At 49.8% G+C, this 23,249-nt stretch carries 21 protein-coding genes, 1 tRNA gene and 1 pseudogene; 19 read left to right on the top strand and 4 right to left on the bottom strand.

Annotated features, from left to right (window positions below):
* Both ACQKPA_RS05895 and ACQKPA_RS05890 read left to right on the top strand, forming a co-directional pair.
* On the top strand, positions 1 to 648 hold a 648-nt coding region (locus ACQKPA_RS05895), incomplete at its 5' end, for an IS110 family transposase (RefSeq protein ID WP_427490187.1).
* A 272-nt stretch (positions 649 to 920) separates the two neighbouring features.
* Complete coding sequence (locus ACQKPA_RS05890; RefSeq protein WP_113057491.1) at positions 921 to 1,787, top strand: SDR family oxidoreductase; 867 nt, start codon at positions 921 to 923, stop codon at positions 1,785 to 1,787.
* A gap of 113 nt (positions 1,788 to 1,900) precedes the next feature.
* Here ACQKPA_RS05890 and ACQKPA_RS05885 read toward each other — a convergent pair whose 3' ends face one another.
* Positions 1,901 to 2,275 (bottom strand): hypothetical protein, encoded by a 375-nt coding sequence (locus ACQKPA_RS05885; protein WP_427490185.1) that lies wholly within the window; start codon positions 2,273 to 2,275, stop codon positions 1,901 to 1,903.
* A 219-nt stretch (positions 2,276 to 2,494) separates the two neighbouring features.
* On the opposite strand from ACQKPA_RS05885, the gene ACQKPA_RS05880 reads away from it, so the two are divergent.
* From ACQKPA_RS05880 to ACQKPA_RS05810, 15 genes are all read left to right on the top strand, one after another.
* A complete protein-coding gene (locus tag ACQKPA_RS05880; protein WP_427490183.1) occupies positions 2,495 to 4,045 on the top strand; it encodes a fumarate hydratase in 1,551 nt (516 codons plus the stop codon).
* Between the two features lie 162 nt (positions 4,046 to 4,207).
* Positions 4,208 to 5,179, top strand: a complete 972-nt coding sequence (locus ACQKPA_RS05875; RefSeq protein WP_427490181.1) for a bile acid:sodium symporter family protein — start codon at positions 4,208 to 4,210, stop codon at positions 5,177 to 5,179.
* A gap of 25 nt (positions 5,180 to 5,204) precedes the next feature.
* Complete coding sequence (pnpS, locus tag ACQKPA_RS05870; protein ID WP_427490179.1) at positions 5,205 to 7,019, top strand: two-component system histidine kinase PnpS; 1,815 nt, start codon at positions 5,205 to 5,207, stop codon at positions 7,017 to 7,019.
* Positions 7,020 to 7,089: 70 nt separating this feature from the next.
* The gene (locus tag ACQKPA_RS05865; protein WP_071218077.1) at positions 7,090 to 7,821 is read left to right on the top strand and encodes a response regulator transcription factor; all 732 of its coding nucleotides are present in this window, start codon (positions 7,090 to 7,092) and stop codon (positions 7,819 to 7,821) included.
* A gap of 175 nt (positions 7,822 to 7,996) precedes the next feature.
* A complete protein-coding gene (locus tag ACQKPA_RS05860) occupies positions 7,997 to 9,187 on the top strand; it encodes a methyl-accepting chemotaxis protein (protein ID WP_427490177.1) in 1,191 nt (396 codons plus the stop codon).
* A gap of 128 nt (positions 9,188 to 9,315) precedes the next feature.
* A complete protein-coding gene (locus ACQKPA_RS05855) occupies positions 9,316 to 10,320 on the top strand; it encodes a PstS family phosphate ABC transporter substrate-binding protein (protein ID WP_427490175.1) in 1,005 nt (334 codons plus the stop codon).
* Between the two features lie 99 nt (positions 10,321 to 10,419).
* Entirely contained in the window at positions 10,420 to 11,313 is an 894-nt protein-coding gene (pstC, locus tag ACQKPA_RS05850; RefSeq protein ID WP_427490292.1) for a phosphate ABC transporter permease subunit PstC, read from the top strand.
* Entirely contained in the window at positions 11,314 to 12,189 is an 876-nt protein-coding gene (pstA, locus tag ACQKPA_RS05845) for a phosphate ABC transporter permease PstA (protein WP_100538787.1), read from the top strand. It abuts the gene before it with no gap.
* A gap of 48 nt (positions 12,190 to 12,237) precedes the next feature.
* Entirely contained in the window at positions 12,238 to 12,993 is a 756-nt protein-coding gene (gene pstB, locus ACQKPA_RS05840; RefSeq protein WP_113057485.1) for a phosphate ABC transporter ATP-binding protein PstB, read from the top strand.
* Between the two features lie 53 nt (positions 12,994 to 13,046).
* A complete protein-coding gene (phoU, locus tag ACQKPA_RS05835; RefSeq protein ID WP_100538785.1) occupies positions 13,047 to 13,706 on the top strand; it encodes a phosphate signaling complex protein PhoU in 660 nt (219 codons plus the stop codon).
* 268 nt (positions 13,707 to 13,974) lie between these two features.
* The gene (polA, locus tag ACQKPA_RS05830) at positions 13,975 to 16,635 is read left to right on the top strand and encodes a DNA polymerase I (protein WP_427490172.1); all 2,661 of its coding nucleotides are present in this window, start codon (positions 13,975 to 13,977) and stop codon (positions 16,633 to 16,635) included.
* Between the two features lie 149 nt (positions 16,636 to 16,784).
* Entirely contained in the window at positions 16,785 to 17,618 is an 834-nt protein-coding gene (gene mutM, locus ACQKPA_RS05825) for a DNA-formamidopyrimidine glycosylase (protein ID WP_427490170.1), read from the top strand.
* Between the two features lie 122 nt (positions 17,619 to 17,740).
* Entirely contained in the window at positions 17,741 to 18,481 is a 741-nt protein-coding gene (locus ACQKPA_RS05820; RefSeq protein ID WP_427490168.1) for an MntP/YtaF family protein, read from the top strand.
* Between the two features lie 9 nt (positions 18,482 to 18,490).
* On the top strand, positions 18,491 to 19,090 hold the full coding sequence (gene coaE / locus ACQKPA_RS05815) for a dephospho-CoA kinase (protein ID WP_427490166.1): 600 nt from the start codon (positions 18,491 to 18,493) through the stop codon (positions 19,088 to 19,090).
* Positions 19,087 to 19,653, top strand: coding sequence for a lytic transglycosylase domain-containing protein (locus tag ACQKPA_RS05810; protein ID WP_071218087.1), 567 nt, complete (start codon positions 19,087 to 19,089; stop codon positions 19,651 to 19,653). Before coaE ends, ACQKPA_RS05810 begins: the two co-directional genes overlap by 4 nt.
* Positions 19,654 to 19,721: 68 nt before the next feature.
* Here the strand turns inward: ACQKPA_RS05810 and ACQKPA_RS05805 are convergent, their stop codons facing one another.
* A complete protein-coding gene (locus ACQKPA_RS05805) occupies positions 19,722 to 19,949 on the bottom strand; it encodes an alpha/beta-type small acid-soluble spore protein (protein ID WP_053492022.1) in 228 nt (75 codons plus the stop codon).
* Positions 19,950 to 20,097: 148 nt separating this feature from the next.
* Between ACQKPA_RS05805 and nrdR the strand changes: the two genes are divergently transcribed.
* Together nrdR and ACQKPA_RS05795 are read left to right on the top strand one after the other, a co-directional pair.
* Positions 20,098 to 20,571, top strand: a complete 474-nt coding sequence (gene nrdR, locus ACQKPA_RS05800) for a transcriptional regulator NrdR (protein ID WP_071218088.1) — start codon at positions 20,098 to 20,100, stop codon at positions 20,569 to 20,571.
* 176 nt (positions 20,572 to 20,747) lie between these two features.
* A tRNA-Ala gene (locus ACQKPA_RS05795) sits at positions 20,748 to 20,820 on the top strand.
* A 489-nt stretch (positions 20,821 to 21,309) separates the two neighbouring features.
* On the opposite strand, the pseudogene ACQKPA_RS05790 reads toward ACQKPA_RS05795, so the two are convergent.
* Both ACQKPA_RS05790 and ACQKPA_RS05785 read right to left on the bottom strand, forming a co-directional pair.
* A pseudogene (locus ACQKPA_RS05790) lies at positions 21,310 to 22,500 on the bottom strand (MFS transporter).
* 60 nt (positions 22,501 to 22,560) lie between these two features.
* Positions 22,561 to 23,016 carry a MarR family winged helix-turn-helix transcriptional regulator gene (locus ACQKPA_RS05785; protein WP_427490163.1) on the bottom strand — a complete coding sequence of 152 codons (456 nt, stop codon included), beginning with the start codon at positions 23,014 to 23,016 and terminating at the stop codon, positions 22,561 to 22,563.
* Positions 23,017 to 23,249 lie beyond the last annotated feature (233 nt).

The following is a 23,249-nucleotide window of genomic DNA, read 5'->3' as shown; positions in this document are numbered from 1 at the left end:
CTACGGGTGCTTGCGGGCTGCCTACGGGGCGAAACCGGCCAAGTACGGGAGATCCTGGAGAAGGCGACAGGACGGTCGCATGCCAAATCGTGGCGGGATGAAAAGATTCGACGTGTGGAAGTGGCGCTGCTGGAATGGTGCCAGGTCCAAGTGAGCCTATCTCAAGTCTACATTCTGGAGGGAATGATTTCCTTGCTTCTTTCCTTTCAGGATCAGCTAAAGCACCTAGAGAAACGGATACAGGAGCTTTCTGTAGGGATGCCAGAAGCGGAGTTGCTTCGAACGATCCCTGGAGTCGGGGAGAAGCTGGCAGCTACGCTCGTGGCGGAACTTGGAGACATTCAGCAGTTTGAGAACGCGAAGCAGCTGGTAGCCTACGCCGGACTGGATCCGGGGGTGTTTAGTTCAGGGAAATTCACTTCATCCAGCAACCGAATTACCAAGAGGGGCTCCAAACGTTTGAGGAGAGCCTTGTTTTTATCCGTACAATGCAGTCTTAGACGAAGTGATTGCTCCAAGTTGAAACTTTATTACGACAAGAAAAAGAAAGAAGGCAAGCCTTACAAGGTCGCGGTGATTGCTTGCGCCAACAAGCTACTTCATCACATCTATGCGATCCTAAAGAAAGGCGAGCCTTACCACAGGTAATTCCATATTTACCCAGCAACTCTCCAGAACAACGGAGGGTTTCTTTGCTGTACTGTAAATAACTATACCAGCAAACTCTAAATTATCCAAGCCCGGGTGCTTGACAAACATTAGCTGGTTTTTGTTTGGCGAAAAGAGCCTCACTTAAGTTTGATCCCGTTCATTCTGGGTAAAAACAATAGCGAAGGGCTTTTTATGAGAATAAGAAGCCGCGTCGAACGCATCCTATGAGAGGTAGTTTGAGATACTGACCTGAAAGGAGAAATGTTCATATGCCACAAGATCAACCGAAACAAACCTTGCCGCCCCAGCATCAGGATCACAGACCCGGAACCGAATCGGAAATGCACCCGAAGCCGGAGTTTGAGAGTAACGAATACAAAGCAGCCGGTAAGCTAAAAGGAAAGGTAGCGCTGATTACCGGAGGCGACAGCGGGATCGGCCGTGCGGTTGCGGTCTACTACGCCAAGGAAGGCGCGGACGTATCCATTGTGTACCTGAATGAGCATAAGGATGCGGAAGAGACCAAGCGACAGGTGGAGCAGGAAGGCCGAAAATGCCTGCTGATTGCCGGTGATGTCGGCGATGATGCTTTTTGCCGCGATGCGGTTACCGAAACCGTGGAGAAGCTCGGAAAACTCGACATTCTCGTTAACAACGCAGCTGAACAGCATCCGCAGAAGAAAATTGAGGATATTACCAAAGAACAATTGGAGCGGACCTTCCGTACGAATATTTTCGGTATGTTCTATCTGACGCAGGCGGCGATGCCGCATCTGTCCAAGGGCAGCTCCATTATTAATACGACCTCCATCACGGCTTACCGGGGAAGCCCGCAGCTGCTGGATTACGCTTCAACCAAGGGGGCCATCGTTGCCTTTACACGCTCGTTATCGATGAACGTGGTCGGTCAAGGGATCCGGGTAAATGCCGTTGCCCCGGGACCGATCTGGACGCCGCTGATTCCTTCAACGTTCCCGCCCGATCAGGTGGCCGAGTTTGGGGCAACCCAGCCGATGAAACGTCCGGGTCAACCGGAAGAGCTGGCCCCAGCCTATGTATATCTGGCTTCGACGGACTCCTCCTACGTAAGCGGTCAAGTCATTCACGTGAATGGCGGCGAAGTAATTAACGGGTAAAGCCCTTTGAGGGAACGAACAGGGTGAATCATCCTTTCACGAAAAAAACAGCGGACATCCGGGACTTCAGCCCGTATGTCCGCTGTTTCAATATGGGGGCAGCTTGCGCAGAATCAGATGCTTCTAAAACCGGAAGGCAGCACGCCTGCATCCCGGATCGCTCTGATCTGGGCGAGCGTCAAACGGCGGTTAGTGCTGATGATGGATTCAGGTTCTTCATCGCCGCCGATGATATCGTCAAGGTCGGCGATGTTGGTGTTTCCGCGAAATACTCTGAATGCGCCTCGGAAATTCGGCTCCGAGAACAGGACCAGGGTTGCATTGGAGCTTGTCGAGAAGAATCTCAAGCTTTCAATGTCGCCGAAGGTACGCTCGAGATTACGGATGCCTACATTGCCGCGAATGATAAACCGGCGTCCGTTGTAGAACTCGTCTCTAAACAGGGCAAGCCTTGGAAAGACCACCTGGGAGATTGAGGCTTTCATCATAGCAATCACCTCCTTTTCTTAACCAATATATGCGAGATTTATAGAGGGGTATGGTCGATAAAAGGGGGAAGATCAACACATTTTCTCTACTCTTTCATTTTTTGAAGTAAACCCTTTCATGTGCGAAATGATATGATATGATAACAATATTGGCAGTTTATAATGATTCTTATTTTGCTATCATGTCTGGGTTATGAAAGAGAGGAGTTTACCAACGTTATGAAATTATTTGAAGAGAGCATGTATCGACTGATTGTAGAAACCTCCACGAATTTGCCCGGAGATGTGCGAAGAGCAGTCAACCGCGGCCGAGCGTCTGAGGATGCGGCAACGCGAGCGGGGCTGGCACTGGCAACGATCGCTCAAAATATTGAGATGGCCGAGCAGGAAGTATCGCCGATCTGCCAGGATACCGGCATGCCAACATTCATCGTGCATACACCGGTGGGCGCGAATCAAATCGAGATGAAGAAGGCGATTTACTCTGCAGTGATTCGCGCCACGAAGGATGGCAAGCTGCGTCCAAACTCGGTGGATTCGTTGACTGGCGCTAACAGCGGGGATAATCTCGGCCCTGGCACGCCCGTCATCCATTTCGAGCAATGGGAGCAGAATAAGGTAGACGTCCGTCTCATCCTGAAGGGGGGCGGCTGCGAGAACAAAAATATTCAGTACAGTCTTCCTGCAGAGCTTGAAGGGTTGGGCAAAGCGGGCCGTGACTTGGACGGGATCCGCAAATGCATCATGCATGCCGTGTACCAAGCTCAAGGCCAAGGCTGCAGCGCTGGATTTATCGGCGTAGGCATCGGTGGCGACCGGACGACAGGTTATGAGCTTGCGAAGCATCAGCTGTTCCGTCATGTGGAAGATGTGAACCCGAATGAAGATTTGGCGAAGCTCGAAGATTACATATTGGAAAATGCAAATAAGCTGGGGATCGGCACGATGGGCTTTGGCGGAGAAGTCACGCTGCTCGGCTGCAAAATCGGTGCGATGAACCGTCTGCCGGCAAGCTTTTTTGTATCGGTTGCTTATAACTGCTGGGCATTCCGCCGTCAGGGCGTATTGGTTGAGCCGGAAACGGGGGAGATCACGGAATGGCTGTATGAAGCAGGCAGTCAGGTGCAGATGAACGCCAATTCCGAAACGGCTGTTTCCCAAGCCGAATCCGGTCTAAGTGATTCCAAGGGCCGCGAAGTGGTGCTGCAGACGCCAATCAGCGAGGAGCAAATTCGTTCCCTGCGCGTTGGGGATGTGGTGGTGATCCGAGGCGAGATGCATACCGGACGGGATGCCCTTCATAAATATCTGATGGATCACGATGCCCCTATCGACCTGAACGGGTCCGTAATTTATCACTGCGGTCCGGTTATGATGCAGGATGAAGAGGGATGGCATGTCAAGGCGGCAGGCCCAACAACCAGCATTCGCGAGGAACCGTACCAGAGCGATATTTTGAAAAAATTCGGCATTCGCGCAGTCATCGGAAAAGGCGGCATGGGTCCGAAGACGCTTCAAGCCCTGCAGGAGCATGGCGGCGTGTATCTGAATGCGATCGGCGGGGCAGCCCAGTATTATGCGAGATGCATCAAAAAAGTAAACGGCGTGGATTTCATGGAATTTGGCATTCCGGAAGCGATGTGGCATTTGGAGGTCGACGGCTTTGCCGCGATCGTCACGATGGATTCGCACGGAAACAGCCTGCATGCAGATGTGAGCAAGGATTCGGCAGAAAAGCTGGCTATGTTTAAAGAGCCGGTGTTCTCCTAATCCAGAGCATATGAGGAAGCATTGATTGGCCAAAATGAGCCAATCGATGCTTTTTTGTTGGGTTTGGGAGTGGTCCCTTATTTCGAATTTTCGTTGCGGTTTTCGCATGCTCCGGTTTATGATGAAAGTCAAATACGTTAATTCAATCATAGGAGGAAACAGGTGAGAAGTTTTGGACTAGCCTTTGCATCTTGGTTTGAAAAGTATACCTTTCTCTTGATTCCCGGCTCGCTGGTGCTAGGCTGGCTGCTTTCGGATGTTTTGCTGGACTTTGTTCACTGGATTCCTTATCTATTCGGTTATATTACGCTGGTTATGGCGCTTGGCTGTGGGATCCGTCATCTGCAAGGGGTTCTAAAACGCCCCTTTGCTGTTATATTAACGCTCTTTCTTGCCCATGCGGCAGCTCCGGTGCTTGCCTATGGACTGGGCTCGGCCGTGTTTGGTGCGCACTCGGATTATACGATCGGTTTGTTGTTATTCGCGATCATTCCGCTCGGGATATCCTCGGTGATGTGGGTCGGGAGCTCCGGCGGCAGCGTTCCGTTCATCTTAGCGGTGGTCGTGCTGGACACCATACTCAGTCCCCTAGTCGTCCCGGCTTTGATGGATATGTTTATCGGGGATGCTTTAGTTACATGGAATGCGTCTGAATTGATTCTCGATTTGCTGACCATGGTGGTATTGCCCACTCTGATCGGGGTGATGCTGTATGAAGGTTCCAAAGGACGGATTAAGGACTGGTCGGCTCCCGTAGCCCAGCCGATATCGAAGCTGTTTTTTATGCTCGTGGTGATGTTGAACGCGGCAGCCATCGCTCCCCATGCAGCAGGCATGAAGGAGGAGATGCTGGTGGTCGTCCCGGTTGTCTTCACGCTCATTGTGATCTGTTATTTGCTTGGTTATTTTGGCTCATATGCGATGCTCGGACCGACACGGGAAATGCAAATTACATTTACATACGCGTCCGGAATGCGTAATATATCTCTCGGGATGGTGCTGGCCACAACATATTTCTCACCCCAGGCTTCCATCCCGGTGGTGCTGGGCATTATGTTCCAGCAGCCGGCGGCAACCATCGTTCATGCATTGTTCCATCGAAGACGCACACGGGCGGTAAGTTATCCGAAATGATCACGCGGCAGAAAGAGGAGAGACCATGAGGCAGTATCGCAATCGTTTGACTCTGATTATGCTTACTTTAATTGGGTTATCTATGCTAGCGGCAGGACTGGCTATGGTGACGGTATTCAAGCAATCCCATATTCAACTGCTGGAGGACAATATGGTCCGGGAGATTCGGCTTCTGCAGACCATGATGGAGTTTCCGGATACGAACAGCACGGATGCTCTTTCGTATTATACCAACAGATCCTTGCAGCTTGAGGAGCTGTCCGATGCGAGAGTGACGTTTATATTGAAGGATGGTAGGGTTATCGGGGATTCGGAGAGTGATCCGTTAACCATGGATAACCACGCTTATCGTGAGGAAATGCTTCAAGCGGTAAAAGAAGGCCGAGGGAGTACCATTCGTCGGAGCGATACGCTTGAGCAGGACATGCTGTACGTTGCTCTTCCGGTCAAGGCCGGAGAGAATTTCGACGGATTCGTTAGATTGTCCGTCAGCCTCAAAGAAGTGGACCAGGGGGTCAAACAAGGCTGGACCGTCATGGGGATCGGCCTGCTGGTGTTGTTCCTGATTGCTGCCTTGGTGAGCTATCGCGTTGCCAAGGGCTTGACATCGCCGCTTGAGAAGATCACGCGCGTAGCCAGGCGGATATCGCGCCTTGAATATGATGCGAGGGTGAAGATTCACCGTAAAGACGAGATCGGTCAATTGGCGCAAGCCATTAACGGAATGGCCGACAGCCTGCAGACCCAGCTGCGGACGATACGGGATAATGAAGATTTGCTGCAAAGCGTTCTAAACAATATGACAGGCGGTATTGTCATGGTAAGCGGGGCAGGCCAGATCATTCTTGTGAACCGGGCTGCCGAGAGAATGCTCGGCATTAATGCCGAAGTGATAACAGGCAAATCGTACCGTGAGCTCAAGCAGCATTATGAATTGACCAAACTGATGGAGGAAGGCCTGGAGAGCAAGGAAGGCTTCCATGAGGAGCGCAACATTTATTATCCGGTGGAATCGATCATCCGCCTGGATGGGGTAGCGATGATGCAAGAGGAAGAGCAGGAGTCTTATCGAGGCATGCTGTTCCTGCTGCAGGATGTAAGTGATATCCGCAGACTTGAACGCATGCGGAGCGAGTTCGTAGCCAACGTGTCTCACGAGCTGAAGACTCCGCTTGCCGCGGTTAAAGGGTTTGCCGAAACGCTGCTTGGCGGCGGGGTGACCGATGAGAAGACATCGCGCTCCTTCCTCCAGATTATCTATGACGAGTCCGAACGGCTAAACCGGCTGATCGGTGACATTCTGGAGCTGTCCAAGATCGAATCCAAGCGGATTCAGATGGATTACTCGCCAATTCATCTGTCGGCGTTCTTTGATACGATATCCGAAATGATGCGCACGGTCGCAGAGAAGAAGCGGATCAGCCTGGAGCTCGACATTCCGGAAGAGCTGTTTATGGAGGGGGACGAGGACAAGCTCCGCCAGATTTTTATGAATCTGCTCTCGAATGCGATCAATTACACGCAAGAAGGCGGACGAGTAAAATTAACGGCTTGTGAAAAGCATAGTAAAAGGAACGCCGAGGATATTGTGGAGTTCATTGTTAAGGATTCCGGGATTGGCATTCCGAAGAAAGATCTTCCCCGTATATTTGAACGTTTCTATCGGGTGGATAAAGCGCGTTCGCGCGGATCAGGCGGAACGGGGCTTGGACTATCGATCGTGAAGCATCTGGTGGATCTTCATCACGGAACCATCAAGGTGGAGAGCGAGCTGGGAATCGGCAGCTCCTTCATCATTGAGCTTCCGATCCTGCAGGAAACGCATGATACAGGAAGTTAACACTCCGTTAACATTCTGTTGATATACTTGCATAAGCAGTCCAATTATCAAGATAAGGGCGGGGGTAACATTGACGCAACGCATGCTTGTTATTGAAGATGAGCCGACACTTTCGCGGCTGTTGTCCTACAATCTGACGCAGGAAGGTTTTCAAGTCGAGGTAGAGGAACACGGTACCGCAGGTTACGAGAAAGCGTCGAATCATGAATATGATCTGATCCTGCTGGATGTCATGCTGCCTGGCATGAACGGCTTTCAGATTTTAGAGAAGCTTCGAAGTAACGGAATTACCACGCCGATCATTATTCTGACCGCGAAGAACGCCGAAGAGGAAGTTGTTCAAGGTCTGAAGATGGGGGCGGATGACTATATTACCAAGCCATTTGGCGTATCTGAGCTGCTGGCCCGTGTATCAGCCGTCATGCGCCGGGTTTCCGGTCACGCCGATGAAGCAAAGACGACAGACCACCAGGGAAACGTCATTTCTCTTGGAGAATTGGAAATCTATCCTGAGAAATACGAGGTCCGGCTTGGCGGTCAGAGCATTAATCTCCGGCCGAAAGAATTTGAGGTGCTGCTCTACCTGGCCAAAAAACCGGGCGTTGTGTTAACGAGGGATGATCTGATGAACGTGGTCTGGGGCTTCGATTATATCGGCGGTCAGCGAACCGTGGACGTTCATGTGAGTTCCCTGCGCAAGAAGCTTGAGCTCGATCCTGAATCTGTACACATTGACTCCATTCGCGGGGTTGGTTATAAACTTGTAGTGAATCCGAAAAAAGGCTCCCATCATTCCGTTTGAAATGATGAGGAGTCTTTTTTTTGGGTCTTTGGTCAGATCCTGACATGTCTAATGTCTCATATCCCCGCCACTATCCTTCCGCAGTTTACACTCCCTTAATCATTCGAGTATATTCCCATAATACTTGTCCGGTAAGATGCGTCTAAAGGACCAGATGAAGAAGGGGTGAAGGCGCATGACACTGCTTCAAACCAAACCGAATCAGACAGAGAGAATGAAGATGGAGGTAGAGCCGGAACTTGATGGACAAGTAACAAGCGAGCCTGAAGCAGGCGCATTATATCGGCAATACATAAGAAGGGTCCCTGTTATAACAAAATCTGAATCCTGCCTCGATGTGCTGAATGTGTTTGCGAAGGATCAGCGTATCCCGTGTGTTATTTATTGCGATGAGGCAGATACGGCAGCAGGACTGATCATGCGGGACGTGTTTTACCAGCGAATGATGGGAAGGTTTGCCGTGGACCTGTATTATTCCAAGCCCGCCTTCCAGTTTGCGGACCATCAACCGACGCGTGTCGATATATTCGAGAAGGTCGGAACGCTGCTGGAATTGTCCCTGCAGCGCCCGGATTCCAAATTTTACGATTGTGTCCTGGTCACGGATGAAGGACGACTGCTAGGCGTGCTTACCGTCCGGGATCTGATGAGTCTGTCCAGTGTGCTCCAAGCGGAAGCGGAAGAGAAGCGGGAACTGATCCTGCAGGAAAGCTACCGGCATACCCGGAACATTCAATCCTCTTTAACCGAGGTCCGAACGGCAGCAGCGAGAACAAACTCGGAATGTATACGGATGAGGGAGTGGTCACAAACCGGGAAGGAGAAACTGGATCTTGTCCGAACCTCGTACCTTGGTCTTGTGGAGGATATGACGAAGCGTGAAGGCCAGGCCTCCGAGCTCGCAGCCGATGCCAGCCGCATATTTTCCATCACCGGCATGATTACCGAGCTTGCGAACCAAAGCAGTCTGCTGGCCATGAATGCCTCGATTGAAGCAGCACATGCCGGAGAGCACGGGCGTGGATTTCAAGTGGTTGCGGCAGAGGTTCAATCGCTCGCAAAACAAACGCGCAAGCTGTCAGGGGATATATCGCAGCTGCTCGAGCAAATCCAGCGGCTGGCAGCAGATACAGCCAAGGGGGCCGTGTCGTCGCTGAAGGAAATCCAATCCTGCGAGGGGTATGTAACGCAAGGTGCCCAAATGTTTAATGAAATGGACAACGCCGTTCAAGAGGTTCAGAAGTCCGGTAATCAGGTTTATCAACTGGCCGAGGAAACCGTGAAGCGTGTGGAGCGGGTCAAGGATGAGCTTGCGGGAATGAACACCGATGAAGCTTCGATCGTGGAAGAAAGATCGAATCTATAACTCTACTTTTATTAAAATATTTTACACTGCGTTTACATTTCTCAGAAACTGCTATTACATTTCGGCATTAATATCAATATTGTAAGTAGGAAGTAGAGACAACAACCATTTTGAAGGAGTGGATTCGTTTGTTTAAAAGAAGGGGTCGTAAACCAGCAGGTATTCTCGTATTGGTGTTAATGCTGAGCACACTTTTGGCGGCATGCGGAGGAGGAACAACTTCCGGCGGTGCTTCCGGAGAAACTACAGATAACGGTTCAGCACAGCAAAACGAAGGAAGTACTGCAACAGCTTTGTCAGGAACGATTGAAATTGACGGTTCCAGCACACTGCATCCATTAACCGAAGCGATTGCTGAAGAGTTCGGCGCAGCTAACCCGGATGTCCGCATTCCGATTGGAACAGGCGGAACAGGTGGCGGCTTCAAACGCTTCAATAATGGAGAGATTCCAATTTCCAATGCATCCCGTCCAATTAAAGACAGTGAAGCTGAAGAAGCAAAATCCAAAGGCATTACCTATCATGAGGTTCTGGTAGCTTATGACGGCTTGTCCGTTGTTGTTAACCCGGACAATGATTTCGTAGATAAATTGAGCGTAGATGAGCTCAAGAAAATTTATGAGCCGAACAGCACCGTGAAAACATGGGCTGACGTTCGTGAAGGATGGCCGGCAGAGGAAATCAAAATTTACTCTCCTGGTACAGACCACGGAACATTCGACTACTTCACAGAAGCGATCAACGGTGAAGCGCAAGCAAGCAGAAACGATAGCCAAATCACGTTCAGTGCCGATACAAACGCAGTCGTACAAGGGGTTGCCGGCGACAAGAACTCCATCGGATACTTCGGTTTCTCCTTCTATGAAGAGAACCAAGACAAGTTGAAGCTGGTTCCGATCGATAACGGTACGGCTACCGTAGCTCCAAGCATGGAAACGATCAAGGATAACAGTTATGCTCCATTGTCCCGTCCGCTGCTGCTCTATGTTAACGATAAAGAGCTTGAGCGTCCAGAAGTGAGTGCGTTCATGAACTTCTACCTTGATAATGCCGCTAGTCTTGCTGGCGAAGTTGGTTTCGTACCGCTTCAAGATGAACAGTACAAAGAAGAAAAAGACAAGTTGGCAAAATAATTTAAAGACTACATGCCCGGAGGGAATCCTTCGGGCAACCGATAGAAAGGGAAGAGGAGAATGAACAAAACTTCACCCGTGGCGGTAAACACAAAAAGCATGACATTCCGTCGAAGCAAAACGCGCACCTCAGACAAAATCATTCCAATCCTGCTCGGCTTGTGTGCCATGCTTTCGGTGTTTACTACCATCGGTATTGTATATACGCTTCTACAGGAATCCGTGATCTTCTTCAAGGAAGTGCCGGTATGGTCCTTTCTGACAGGAACGACATGGAGTCCGATTCTCCCTCCAAAAGAATTCGGCGTGCTGCCCCTGCTGGGCGGCACATTGCTGATTACAGGCATTGCGATCTTATTCGCAGTGCCTATCGGCTTGGCATGCGCTATTTATCTTAATGAATACGCTCCTGCCCGGGTTCGGGGGGTTGTAAAGCCAGTGCTCGAGGTATTGGCTGGTGTACCAACGATTGTTTATGGATATTTTGCGCTTGAAACGGTAACGCCATTCCTTCAAAAGATTTTTCCCGATATGGGTATATTCAATGCGCTAAGCGCGGGTCTCGTTGTCGGCATCATGGTCCTGCCGATGATTTCGTCTTTAAGTGAAGACGCGATGCGTGCGGTACCTAAAAGCCTTCGTCACGGAGCATACGCGCTGGGTGCTACCCGATTCGAGGTTGCGCTGAAAATTGTGCTGCCTGCCGCATTGTCGGGAGTTGTATCATCCTTCGTATTGGCATTCTCGCGCGCGATTGGCGAGACGATGATCGTTACGGTGGCTGCAGGTGCTACGCCGCAGCTGACATTGAATCCGCTGGAAAGCATTCAGACGATGACTTCTTACATCGTTCAGGTAAGTATGGGTGATGTTCCGCGCGGAACGATTGAATACGGCACGATTTTTGCGGTAGGTCTGACCTTGTTTGTCATCACCTTCTTGCTTAATATATTGGCGCAGTGGGTCGCTCGCCGCTTCAGGGAGGAATACTAGATGGAACAATTGAATCTGGGAGACAGCAAAGGAATCAACCGGAGACGCCGTAGTGACCAGACGCTGCATATGATATTCCTGGCTTGTACCAGTATCGGTATTCTTGCCTTGATGGCTTTGATTGTCACGATCGTGATGGATGGCGTTCACAGACTCTCACCTGATCTGTTTACCAACTTTCCGTCACGTATCGCGGATAAAGCAGGACTAAAATCGCCGATTGTCGGCACGGTCTATCTGCTTCTGCTCATGGCTCCGCTGTCCTTCGTATTAGGGGTGGGTGCAGCGATCTTTCTCGAAGAGTATGCAGGACGCAGCCGCTGGGTTCGGCTGATTCAGCTGAATATCAGTACGCTTGCAGGGGTTCCTTCTATTATATACGGTATCCTGGGACTGGCGATTTTCGTGCGCGGCATGAATCTTGGCCGCAGCCTGCTCTCCGGGGTATTAACGATGACGCTGCTGGTGCTGCCGATTATTATCGTTGCCGCTCAGGAGGCGCTTCGCGCCGTGCCTAAGAACCGGCGCGATGCTTCTTATGCGCTGGGCGCTACGAAATGGCAAACGGTATCCAGCGCCGTGCTCCCGTCAGCGATTCCAGGAATTATGACCGGGGTTATCCTGGCCTTGTCTCGTGCGATCGGCGAAACCGCACCACTGATTATGATTGGTGCTTTAACGTACGTGGCCTTCTTGCCGGAAAATCTGCTCGATTCGTTTACTGTCATGCCGATCCAGATCTTTAACTGGGTATCAAGACCAAGTGAGGCTTTCCACGAGCTGGCGGCTTCGGGTATTATTCTGTTGCTCATCATGCTGTTCATCATGAACATTGCAGCCGTATGGATCCGGAACAAGTATTCGAAGAACATCTAAGATACGCATAAGCAGATCTAATCGTGAAAAAGGAGACATGAATAAGATATGGAATCCATCATACAGATAAAAAAATTGAATTTATACTACGATACGTACCATGCACTTAAAAACGTAGATCTGGACATTCCGGAGAAAACGGTGACGGCGTTCATCGGACCGTCGGGCTGTGGTAAGTCAACGCTGCTGCGTACGCTGAATCGGATGAACGACATGATTCCTTCCACACGGATTGAAGGCAGCGTGCAAATCGGCGGGACCGAAATCTACAGCGAGGAAGTCCACGTTGAAGCCCTGCGCAAGCAGGTAGGGATGGTATTCCAGCAGCCGAACCCGTTTCCCAAATCGATTTATGACAACATCGCCTACGGACCTCGTCTCCACGGTATCCGCAGTAAAGCAGAGCTTGATCAAATCGTGGAACAGAGCTTGAAACAAGCCGTGCTGTGGGATGAAGTCAAGGATTATCTCAAGCGATCCGCGCTGAGCTTGTCCGGCGGCCAACAGCAGCGTCTGTGCATTGCCCGGGCCCTTGCCGTACAGCCGGATATCCTGCTGATGGACGAAGCCACTTCCGCGCTGGATCCGATCTCGACGCTGAAGATCGAAGAGCTGGTGCAGGAGCTGAAGAGCAAATACACCATCGTCATGGTTACGCACAACATGCATCAGGCAGCACGCGTATCCGGGCAGACGGTATTTTTCCTGAATGGCGAAGTGGTTGAATCCGCAAACACCGATACGCTGTTCTCGACGCCGTCGGATGCGCGTACCGAGGATTATATCTCGGGCCGTTTCGGTTAAGCCATTATCACGACTATGATCTTTCTTAAAAGTAGATAGGAGGAGCATCACACATGATCCGGAGAATTGAGTTTGATCAGCAGCTTGATGAGCTGAAAACCTTGCTGCAGGATATGGGCAAGCATATGGAGGAGGCTCTGGCGAGCAGCGTAGAGTCTCTCCAGACCTTGGATGCGGAGAAAGCGCAGGCGGTTATCAAGAACGATGTGCAGTTAAACACAATGGAAGAGCAGATTATGGACATCGGCTCCCGCTTGATCGTGACACAGCAGCCTGTGGCGAAGGATTTGCGCCGGATATTGGTTGCTTTCCGGATTGCAAGCGATTTGGAGCGTATGGGAGACTTGGCGCGGGATGTCGCTAAAGTTACGATCCGTCTGCAAGGCCAGAAGCTGATCAAGCCACTAGTGGATCTTCCGCGGATGTCGGATTTGGTGCGTGCGATGGTTTCGGAATCCATTGAATCCTATCTGACGGAAAATACGGATCTGGCTTATAAAATGGCCCAGGATGACGATCAGGTCGATCATTTGTACAGCGTCATTCTGCAAGACCTGTATGCGCATCTGACCTCCGATCCGGATTCGGCCAATCAGGCGATGCTGCTGATCATGGTGGGCCGCTACATCGAACGGATCGCCGACCATGCAACCAACATTGGCGAGAGCACGGTGTACCTCGTAACGGGTCATCGTCCCGACCTCAATCAATAGCATAATGATAAGTCAAACGCTGGCGAAAGCTGGCGTTTTTTTGCGAGAATTTAGAAAGCTCCAGCGAAGCGGAAGCAATTCTTTAATCGCATTTATATATTGGGGGCCCCCGCAAAGTATTTGGAATAAGCATCGAAGCGCAGGCTCCACTTTGTGGGGTTATTTTGCGTATTTTTAAGAATTCACCGTTAATCGAACGGATTGTTCGGAATTGGCGGTAACCTATGTTATCATGTGGAAAGGAAGTAATATTGGTGCGAGGTGTTCTATGGACAAGCTGATTTTGATTGATGGAAATAATATCATTTACCGGGCATTCTTCGCGATGCCGCCGCTGACCAATGCCAGCGGACAGCAGACGAATGCGGTTTACGGCTTTACGACGATGCTGCTTCGCTTGATTGAGGAACATAAACCGACTCATATGATGGTCGCATTCGATGCAGGCAAGGAAACGTTCCGGCATGCGGATTTTCAGGATTACAAGGGTGGCCGCCAGAAAACGCCTCCCGAGCTCTCCGGACAATTCCCGCTGCTGAAAGAGCTGTTGAAAGGCCTTGGCGTCTCCCAGTTTGAAATCGGCGGTTATGAGGCCGATGACATTATCGGGACCATTACCCGTCAGGCTGACGAAGCTGGTCGGAAGGTGATGGTTGTATCCGGGGATAAGGATATGCTGCAGCTGGCTTCGGAGCATACCACGATCGCGATGGTCCGCAAGGGCGTTACCGATATCGAGTATTACGGACCGGAACAGGTTAAGGAGCGATATGACCTGACGCCTGATCAGATTATTGACCTTAAGGGACTGATGGGCGATGCTTCCGATAACATTCCCGGCGTTCCAGGAGTGGGTGAGAAGACGGCTCTGAAGCTGCTTCATGAATTTGGATCCGTTGAAGCCGTGGTGTCACGCACAGATGAACTGAAGGGCAAGATGAAGGAGAAAATCGAAGAGCATGCCGATTCCGCCATACTCAGTAAGAAGCTGGCTACGATCTTCCGCGAAGTTCCGCTGGAGCAGTCGCTGGATGACATGGCGTTTACAGGCTTGAATGAAGAGACGGCGGGACCCGCACTGGCGAAGCTGGAGTTTAAATCGCTGATTGAGCGGTTAAACCTGAGCACAAGCGGAGTGGGCGGGGATGCGGCTGAGTCGAAGCCCGAAGCGAAGATTGAAGTGACCCTTGTAGACACGAAGGGGCTTAAGGAGGTTGCGGATAACCTGGCCCAGGTCACCGTACTCCACGTAGAGACGCATGGGGACAATCCCCATCATGCCGAGGTGATCGGGCTCGCACTCGCTACGGATGAACGGCAGTACTTCATTCCGTTTGAGGTTCTGAAGTCGGAAGAGGCCGAGCCTGTCCGTGCTTGGCTTGCTGATAGCGGGATCCCTAAACGCGGTTATGATCTGCACCGCATTGATCTGGCCCTCCATTGGCAGGGCATCGCTTTTGCCGGCGCGGCATTCGACGTTCATCTGGCCGCCTACCTGCTGGACCCGACCGAATCGAATCAAACCCTTAGCGGACTAGCCTCCAAATACGGACTGGCCTATCTTCAAGCCGATGAGGACGTGTTCGGTAAAGGGGCCAAATACAAGGTTCCTGATGTGGAGAAGCTCAGCGAGCACATGGCCAGAAAATGCCTGGCGGTATCCGAACTGGTTCCCGTTCAGGAGAAGGAGCTGGCTGCGAATGAAATGCTGCCGCTGTTCCATGATCTGGAGATGCCGCTGTCCCGCATTCTGGCCGATATGGAGAAGCAGGGAATTGCCGTGAATGCGGAGGATTTGAAGGAACTGGGTCGCGAGTTTGAAGGACAGATCGAGAAGCTGGTTCATGAGATATATGAGATTGCCGGAACGGAATTCAATCTTAATTCGCCTAAACAGCTGGGCGAGATTCTGTTTGTGAAGCTGGAGCTTCCGGTCATCAAGAAAACCAAAACCGGTTATTCCACCGATGCCGAGGTGCTTGAGAAGCTGGCGCCTTATCACGATATTGTCCGCTTGATTCTGAAGTATCGTACCTTGGCCAAGCTGCAATCCACCTATGTGGAAGGTCTTCTGAAGGAGATTTCATCACAGACTGGTAAAGTGCACACGTACTATCGCCAGACGATTGCCGCGACGGGGCGTCTGAGCAGCCAATACCCGAATTTGCAGAACATTCCGATCCGTCTGGAGGAGGGCCGCAAGCTGCGCAAGGTCTTCGTTCCGTCCGAGCCGGGCTGGAGCATTTTGGCGGCGGACTACTCCCAGATCGAGCTGCGCGTACTTGCGCATATCTCGGATGATGAACGGCTGAAGGAAGCCTTCGTCCACGATATGGACATCCATACCAAGACCGCGATGGACGTGTTTGGAGTCGGCGTGGATGAGGTGGACTCCAATATGCGCAGATCCGCCAAGGCGGTTAACTTCGGCATTGTGTATGGAATCAGCGATTATGGCTTGTCCCAGAACCTGAATATTACCCGGAAAGAAGCTGCAGCCTTCATTGACCAGTATTTTGAGGTGTTCCAGGGCGTGCGGCGTTATATGGACGTGATCGTCAAGCAGGCGAAGCAGGACGGCTATGTGAAGACATTGCTTGAACGTAGACGCTATCTGCCGGAAATTAACGCCAGCAACTTCAACCTGCGGTCTTTTGCTGAACGGACGGCAATGAATACGCCGATTCAGGGAACTGCTGCGGACATTATCAAGCTGGCCATGGTCCATATGGACAAGGCGCTGCATGATCGTCAATTGAAGAGCCGCATGCTGCTTCAGGTGCACGATGAATTGGTGTTCGAGGTGCCGGAGGATGAGCTGGAGATCATGAAGGAATTGGTGCCGGAAGTGATGAGTCAGGCACTGAAGCTGTCGGTACCGCTGAAATCGGAAGTCAGCTATGGCGAGAACTGGTACGAAGCGAAGTAAAGTTATACAATGTGTTAGCCGATAGAGGATCTATTATAGGGATCATGGCGTGAAGAGGGGGCGGGGCATTATGCACCATACCTTTCCACAAAACCATGGTCCCGCTCTGTCCTAACTTCCGGTATAATGGGAGATGAGGTGAAGTCATTATGCCGGAATTGCCGGAAGTAGAAACGGTGAAACGAACACTTAACCAATTGATTAAAGGTAAGCAAATAGATCATGTATCCGTACATCTGCCGCGAATTATACAGCGTCCTGATGATATTGAGGCATTTGCGTTTATGTTGAAAGATCATACCGTGGAAGGTGTAGAGCGCCGCGGGAAATTTTTAAGGATATTGCTGGACGGACTGGTGCTCGTTTCGCATCTTCGGATGGAAGGGCGTTACGGGTTGTACTCTGCCGAGGAGCCGGTGGAGAAGCACACCCATGTTATATTCCATTTCTCGGACGGGACTGAGCTGCGTTATAAGGACGTACGCCAATTCGGAACGATGCATCTCTTTGCAACGGGGGAAGAGTTTCAGCATGCTCCGCTTGCCAAGCTGGGGTATGAGCCGCTGGATGACACGTTTACGTTCGGAACCTTCAAGGAAGTCATCGGCAGCAAAAAAACGAAGATTAAGGCGGTGCTGCTGAATCAGGCATATGTGGTCGGCATCGGCAATATATATGTCGATGAGGCATTGTTTCGAGCCAAGATTCATCCGGAGCGTAACGCCAACAGCCTGAAGGATGCCGAGCTCAAGCGATTGTATCATGCAATTGTGGATACACTGTCCGAAGCCGTAGAAGCGGGTGGTTCCTCCATTAAATCCTATGTCAATGGACAGGGTGAAATGGGGATGTTCCAGCATAGTCATCAGATTTACGGACGGAAGGACAAGCCGTGTCATACATGCGGTGGACCGATTCATAAGATCGTGGTTGGCGGACGGGGGACCCACTTCTGCCCGAAGTGTCAGCCGGTTAAGAAGTAATCCCATAGGCGTGCACCCATTCCTATCCCTACACATATAATGTGGAACATATGTGGAGCGCATGGAGCTGCTCTTCTTCATGAATGAGCCGCTTGATGTGGAGCTTACGAGGAGGGAAAAGGGTGCTCAGTCATATTTTCTCGTCTGCGCTGCTGGCCATGGCATTAAGCCTGGACGGATTCGGTGCGGGGGTTACATACGGTCTGCGCAAAACAAGGATACCGCTGCTGTCTGTATTGATCATCTCGCTATGTTCCGGCTTGGTTCTTGGCGCCTCCATGCAGGCGGGCGCGCTGTTACAGCGGTTCTTATCCCCATCCGTGGCGTCCGTGATCGGAGCCGCCATTTTGATTCTGCTGGGCTTATGGTCTCTATATCAGCAAGTTCGCAGAAAGAACGAGTCAGATGTGCAGCCGGTTTCCAGTAAGGATATTTCGAAGTCTCTTATGGAAACGAAGGCATCTGACCAACAAGTGAAATTAAGACGTGAGGTTAACACGGCAGGTCAAGTGCATCTTCAGCGGGCGGTATTCTCTCTTGAGATTCCGAAGGTCGGGGTTGTCATTCAAATTCTCCGCAGTCCCTCGAAGGCGGATCTGGACGACTCCGGCAGCATCTCCCCGTGGGAGGCGATGTGGCTCGGGATCGCGTTATCGCTCGATGCGTTCGGCGCAGGGCTTGGCGCTGCCATGCTGGGCTTCTCACCGTTAGGTACCGCGGCTGTTGTTTCCTTGTTTAGCGGGATATTTCTGGTGCTGGGCATGAGGGTTGGTTTACGCTTTGCATCCAAGGGCGGCATGCGTTTTATCTCTTATTTGCCTGCTTTTTTGTTAATCGTCATGGGTATAATGAAGCTGTTATGAGGTGAAGTCATGAATATCGGTTTAACCGGAGGAATCGCAACTGGCAAGAGCACCGTGTCCTCCATGTTGACCATGAAGGGAGCACTTCTCGTCGATGCGGATCTCATCGCCCGGGAAGTCATGCTCCCGGGTCATCCGGTGCTGGGTAAAGTGACCGAACATTTTGGACAAGCGATCCTGTTTGAGGACGGTACGTTGAATCGAAAAAAACTCGGGGAGGTGATCTTCCATCATCCCGAGCAGAGAACGGTATTGAATGAGATCACGCATCCGGCGATCCGGCAGGAAATCCGGGAACGGACGGAAGCGTATGAGCGGCAGTATCCCGACCGGCTCGTCGTAGCGGATATTCCGCTGCTGCTTGAGGCAAAAGAGCACTATTCTTATCTTGACCAGATCGCTGTTGTTTATGTGCCGCGAGAGCTGCAGCTTGAGCGTCTGATGGTGCGCGATGATCTTAACAGGGAAGCGGCAGAAGCGCGTTTAAACAGTCAGATGGATATCGAGGAGAAGAAGCGTCTGGCGGATATCCTCATCGATAACAGCGGAACATTGGCCGAAACACAGCGGCAGGTGGACAACCTGTGGGGCAGGTTGATTAGTCTATGAAGTGGCTCCGTAAAAAAAGAGTGCTGCTTCTGCTGTTTGTCTCTTTTGTAGCGCTTCTGTATCTGAGCTCGAACTGGATGACCTTGCTGTATCCGATTCATTATAAAGATGAAATACGGAAGCATGCCGCATACTATGAGGTCGATCCGTTCCTGGTGGCATCCATCATTCGTGTGGAAACGAACTTCAAGCCGGGTAAGGAGTCCAAGAAAGGTGCCCTGGGCATTATGCAGCTGATGCCGGATACGGCGAATTGGGCGATGGAAATGGCCAAGCTGCCATCGGTAAACCTGCTGAACGTAAAGAATGAAGTGGATGCGAATATCCAGCTGGGCACCTGGTATATTCAGAACCTGCACAAGGAAATGGACGGCAACCCGATTGCCGCCATCGCCGCCTATAATGCAGGCCCCGGGAACGTCAAGAATTGGATCAACAAGGGCATGTGGGATGGAACCTACGAGAATGTGAAGAGTATTCCCATCGGGGAAACCCGCCACTATGTACAGCGCGTGATTTATTATTATAATCAATATACGGATGTGTATAAGGACGGCTTTTAACGAAAAAAGAGCGCTGGACAGGCTCTTACATCGAGCCGTCCAACACTCCTTTTTTAAGGAAGAATCAATTATTGACCGGAGAATTGACCAGCCAATTGTTGCTCGGCCAGGGTTACAAGACGCTTTGTGATGTATCCCCCGATCGAACCGTTCTCGTAGGAAGTCATGTTACCTTGGTATCCGTCTTGTGGAATGGAGATACCAAGTTCTTGAGCTACCTCGTACTTCAATTGCTCAAGAGCAGCGTTTGCGCGAGGAACAACCAGGTTGTTGGAGTTGTTGTTGCTTTGTGCCATGTTAAGTTCACCTCCTTGGGTTGGTAAAAGTATTATGTCTCGGGTTTCGCATTTTCATAACATAAAAGAAAAAAGTTTTGCTGGTAAATTTTTCATAAGCGCCATTAAGGCTAAAATACGCTGAAACAAAGGAAGTGAAGATGACTTTATGAAGTGTCCATATTGCAGTTATGCCGGAACGAAAGTGCTGGATTCCAGGCCTGCTAACGAGAATAAATCCATCCGCCGCCGCAGGGAATGCGAGCAGTGCAGCAAGAGATTCACGACCTTTGAGATGGTGGAGGAAACGCCGCTGATTGTTGTGAAGAAGGATGGAAGCCGCGAAGAATTCAGCCGGGAGAAGGTACTCCGCGGTTTGATTCGGGCATGCGAGAAGCGTCCGGTATCCGTGGACCAGCTGGATATGATCGTATCGGATGTCGAGAAGGCACTGCGCAATACCGCAGCAGCAGAGGTGGAGAGCCGCCAGATCGGGGAGCTTCTGATGGAACGGCTGTATCCGGTCGATGAGGTAGCGTACGTCCGGTTTGCGTCCGTGTATCGGCAGTTCAAGGATATCAATATGTTTATGAAGGAACTGAAAAGCCTGCTGTCCAAGGATACGGACGGTCAGGAGCTTTAAGAGCGCCAGGGTTCTGCGTGATCCAGGTGCTCTTCCGGTGCTCTCAAGGAGCCGATCCTCATCATCGATAAGTGACATTATATAGAGAAGTAAAAGGGATACAGCACGTCATCAAAAAATGTGAAAAACCTGTTGACATGCCTGCTGATTTTTTATATGATATAGAAGTCGCTTACGGGGCCTTAGCTCAGCTGGGAGAGCGCATCGCTGGCAGCGATGAGGTCAGGGGTTCGATCCCCCTAGGCTCCATAATAAGAAAACCCTTGATGGTATATCATCAAGGGTTTTTGCTTTTTTCAGGATGGAAATAATACAACTTAATATGAGTTTAGGGATTTGCAAAAGCGATGTGCAAAGGATCCGGTGATTATACAATTACTGGGATACAACAAGGAAACCATTAGGACCGTACCAAATGCTCTCCCGTGCCAGAAATACCACATTCGCATCTTCATGTCAGTTCAACGGTTGTGGGACTTGCAGATAAGCATTTAATTCACAGCTTATCGATCAGCGGCGATCAGCAGCGATGGCACCGCCGGGCGAAACGTGAGGATTGCTTGCACAGGTGGAGTGTGCGGTGCTGAAGAAAGGGATCAACCCCCGATACGCTCTGGACATTCAAATAAAGATTTTGATCAAAAAAAGAATCTTCAAAAAAGACCCTCTCGATTAACAGCTCAGTTCATCGAGAGGGCCATTTAACTATTCCAACAAGTTCTTGTTCCGCTGTGATATTCACTGTTTCATCCGAGCTTTTCCTTCCCATGCCATAAACATCACAAAAGCAGCACACAATACGACCGCGGCAGTGTATACGGTAGATTTATATTCAGGTCAATAAGGATTCCGCCTACGGCCGGCCCGACAATAATGCCAAGACTTGTGTATGTGGAATTCATCCCTGAAACAAATCCTTGATTATCTCCTGCCATTTTCGAAAGTAAGGTTGTCACGGCAGGACGAAGTAAATCGCAGGCAAAAAACACGATACATGTCACGACCATAATGCCCCAATAGCTGTTAACGAATACCGTAACGAATATGAATATAGCAGCCAGCATTAGCATGATGAGAATCAATTTTTTCTCGCCGAGCTTGTCTACTAGCTTTTCAAAGAGCGCAATTTGTACAACCACTCCGAAAATAGAACCTACGGTGATAATTACAGCAATATCTTTGGCCGTAAAACCAAACTTCATATCAACAAAAAGGCTGAACATCATTTCATAGGCTGCTAATCCGAAGGAGAGTACAAAGACAATTAGAAACGGCACAAAATATGCAGAGCGAAGAGACTTTTGTATCTCCATAATAATATGGGCCCTTCTTTTTTCAACTCTATTTTTCTCCAGTTGTTCTTTTGACAACGATTCATTTAAAACAAACACTGAAACGACGGCTGCGACAAAGGCGAATCCTGCAGCAAAAAAGAATGGTGCGCGTATGCCTAGTTCAGCGATAAATCCACCCAAACCAGGACCAATGATGAATCCCCCACTAATGGCAGCAGCTTGATACCCCCATACTTTCGCTCTTTTTTCTAATGAAGTTCGATCCGCTATATACGTGATCACGGCTGGCTTAATGAACGCATCACTAATGCCTCCCAAGACTCTGGACAGAAACAGGACCCAAACCTGATTTCCGAAACCAAATAATAGCTCCGAAAATGAAAAAAGGAATAATCCGAATACAATCATTTTTTTTCGGCCAACGGTTTCAACCCATACACCCAGTAATCGGAGATGCTAATAGTTGCGCAAAAGCAAAAGCTGAGATCAGGAAACCTACAGCTTCTCCACTTAAATTCATTTCTTTCGCAAAGGATGGCATGACCGGAACAGCAAGACCAATCCCTACATAGGCAATAAATAAATTTAACAAGACTAAACCTAAAGATATCTTTTCTTTGCTGACAATACCCATGATTTTTCCCCACTAGTTCTTTATGAAATTGTTATATTAGCACAAAAGTTCATGTGCTGGTCACCTTGACTGGGCTTCGTTAGACTCCTTAATAACCTGATTGAGTTTTTTTATTGTTCGAAGCACTTGCTTCAGATCCTCGATTTCGACCTGGGAGGAGTATTTTTTAACAAAAGCTCTATCCGCCTCAGCAATTAAATCTGCATATTTCTTCCCTTCTTGTCCAAGGAGGATAAAGGATTCTCGACGATCATTTGGATTACTTTCCCGACGTATAAAATCCCTGGATTCTAAATGGGATAGCACTTGGCTGACTGCACTTTTTGTAATCGAAAAGTTCGCTGCAATCTCATTTACCGTAATCCGTTGATTCCGAATGACATAAAGCAACATATTTTCTTGTTGAACGGTTAGGTTGAAATTATCCAGTTTCTTTGCTCCTTTATTGTAGTTCACGTAATATTCGTTAAATGCATCATGTAACTCATTGACAATTTTTTGGTACTCCGAAAGCATGATCGTCCTCCTTAAATGTATTACTTCCAAAATCACGAACGAAATAAATGGTAATCATGAACCCATAGTAACTAAGAAATAAGTTTAGTTTAGTTAACTTTACTAAATATATATCAATCTTTTTTATTGTCAATTGACAAATTAGATTGAGCCTGTTGATCTCTTGTTACCAATTATTACATCCCGTATAATCTCATTATGTGACAACACATGCACAGTAAGGAGAAGAACAA

The organism is Paenibacillus sp. NPDC093718 (assembly GCF_050279985.1).
Taxonomy (GTDB): Bacteria; Bacillota; Bacilli; order Paenibacillales; family Paenibacillaceae; genus Paenibacillus_AQ.
This window is presented reverse-complemented; position numbering and strand designations above follow the sequence as displayed.

Excerpts from the sequence above, each read along its gene's own strand:
- ACQKPA_RS05890 (WP_113057491.1), top strand. The coding sequence starts at position 921 with ATGCCACAAGATCAACCGAAACAAACCTTGCCGCCCCAGCATCAGGAT.
- nrdR (WP_071218088.1), top strand. The coding sequence starts at position 20,098 with ATGAAGTGTCCATATTGCAGTTATGCCGGAACGAAAGTGCTGGATTCC.
- pstA (WP_100538787.1), top strand. The coding sequence starts at position 11,314 with ATGGAACAATTGAATCTGGGAGACAGCAAAGGAATCAACCGGAGACGC.
- phoU (WP_100538785.1), top strand. The coding sequence starts at position 13,047 with ATGATCCGGAGAATTGAGTTTGATCAGCAGCTTGATGAGCTGAAAACC.
- pstC (WP_427490292.1), top strand. The coding sequence starts at position 10,420 with ATGACATTCCGTCGAAGCAAAACGCGCACCTCAGACAAAATCATTCCA.
- ACQKPA_RS05785 (WP_427490163.1), bottom strand. The coding sequence starts at position 23,016 with ATGCTTTCGGAGTACCAAAAAATTGTCAATGAGTTACATGATGCATTT.
- ACQKPA_RS05860 (WP_427490177.1), top strand. The coding sequence starts at position 7,997 with ATGACACTGCTTCAAACCAAACCGAATCAGACAGAGAGAATGAAGATG.
- ACQKPA_RS05880 (WP_427490183.1), top strand. The coding sequence starts at position 2,495 with ATGAAATTATTTGAAGAGAGCATGTATCGACTGATTGTAGAAACCTCC.
- ACQKPA_RS05885 (WP_427490185.1), bottom strand. The coding sequence starts at position 2,275 with ATGATGAAAGCCTCAATCTCCCAGGTGGTCTTTCCAAGGCTTGCCCTG.
- mutM (WP_427490170.1), top strand. The coding sequence starts at position 16,785 with ATGCCGGAATTGCCGGAAGTAGAAACGGTGAAACGAACACTTAACCAA.
- ACQKPA_RS05810 (WP_071218087.1), top strand. The coding sequence starts at position 19,087 with ATGAAGTGGCTCCGTAAAAAAAGAGTGCTGCTTCTGCTGTTTGTCTCT.
- coaE (WP_427490166.1), top strand. The coding sequence starts at position 18,491 with ATGAATATCGGTTTAACCGGAGGAATCGCAACTGGCAAGAGCACCGTG.
- ACQKPA_RS05805 (WP_053492022.1), bottom strand. The coding sequence starts at position 19,949 with ATGGCACAAAGCAACAACAACTCCAACAACCTGGTTGTTCCTCGCGCA.
- polA (WP_427490172.1), top strand. The coding sequence starts at position 13,975 with ATGGACAAGCTGATTTTGATTGATGGAAATAATATCATTTACCGGGCA.
- pnpS (WP_427490179.1), top strand. The coding sequence starts at position 5,205 with ATGAGGCAGTATCGCAATCGTTTGACTCTGATTATGCTTACTTTAATT.
- pstB (WP_113057485.1), top strand. The coding sequence starts at position 12,238 with ATGGAATCCATCATACAGATAAAAAAATTGAATTTATACTACGATACG.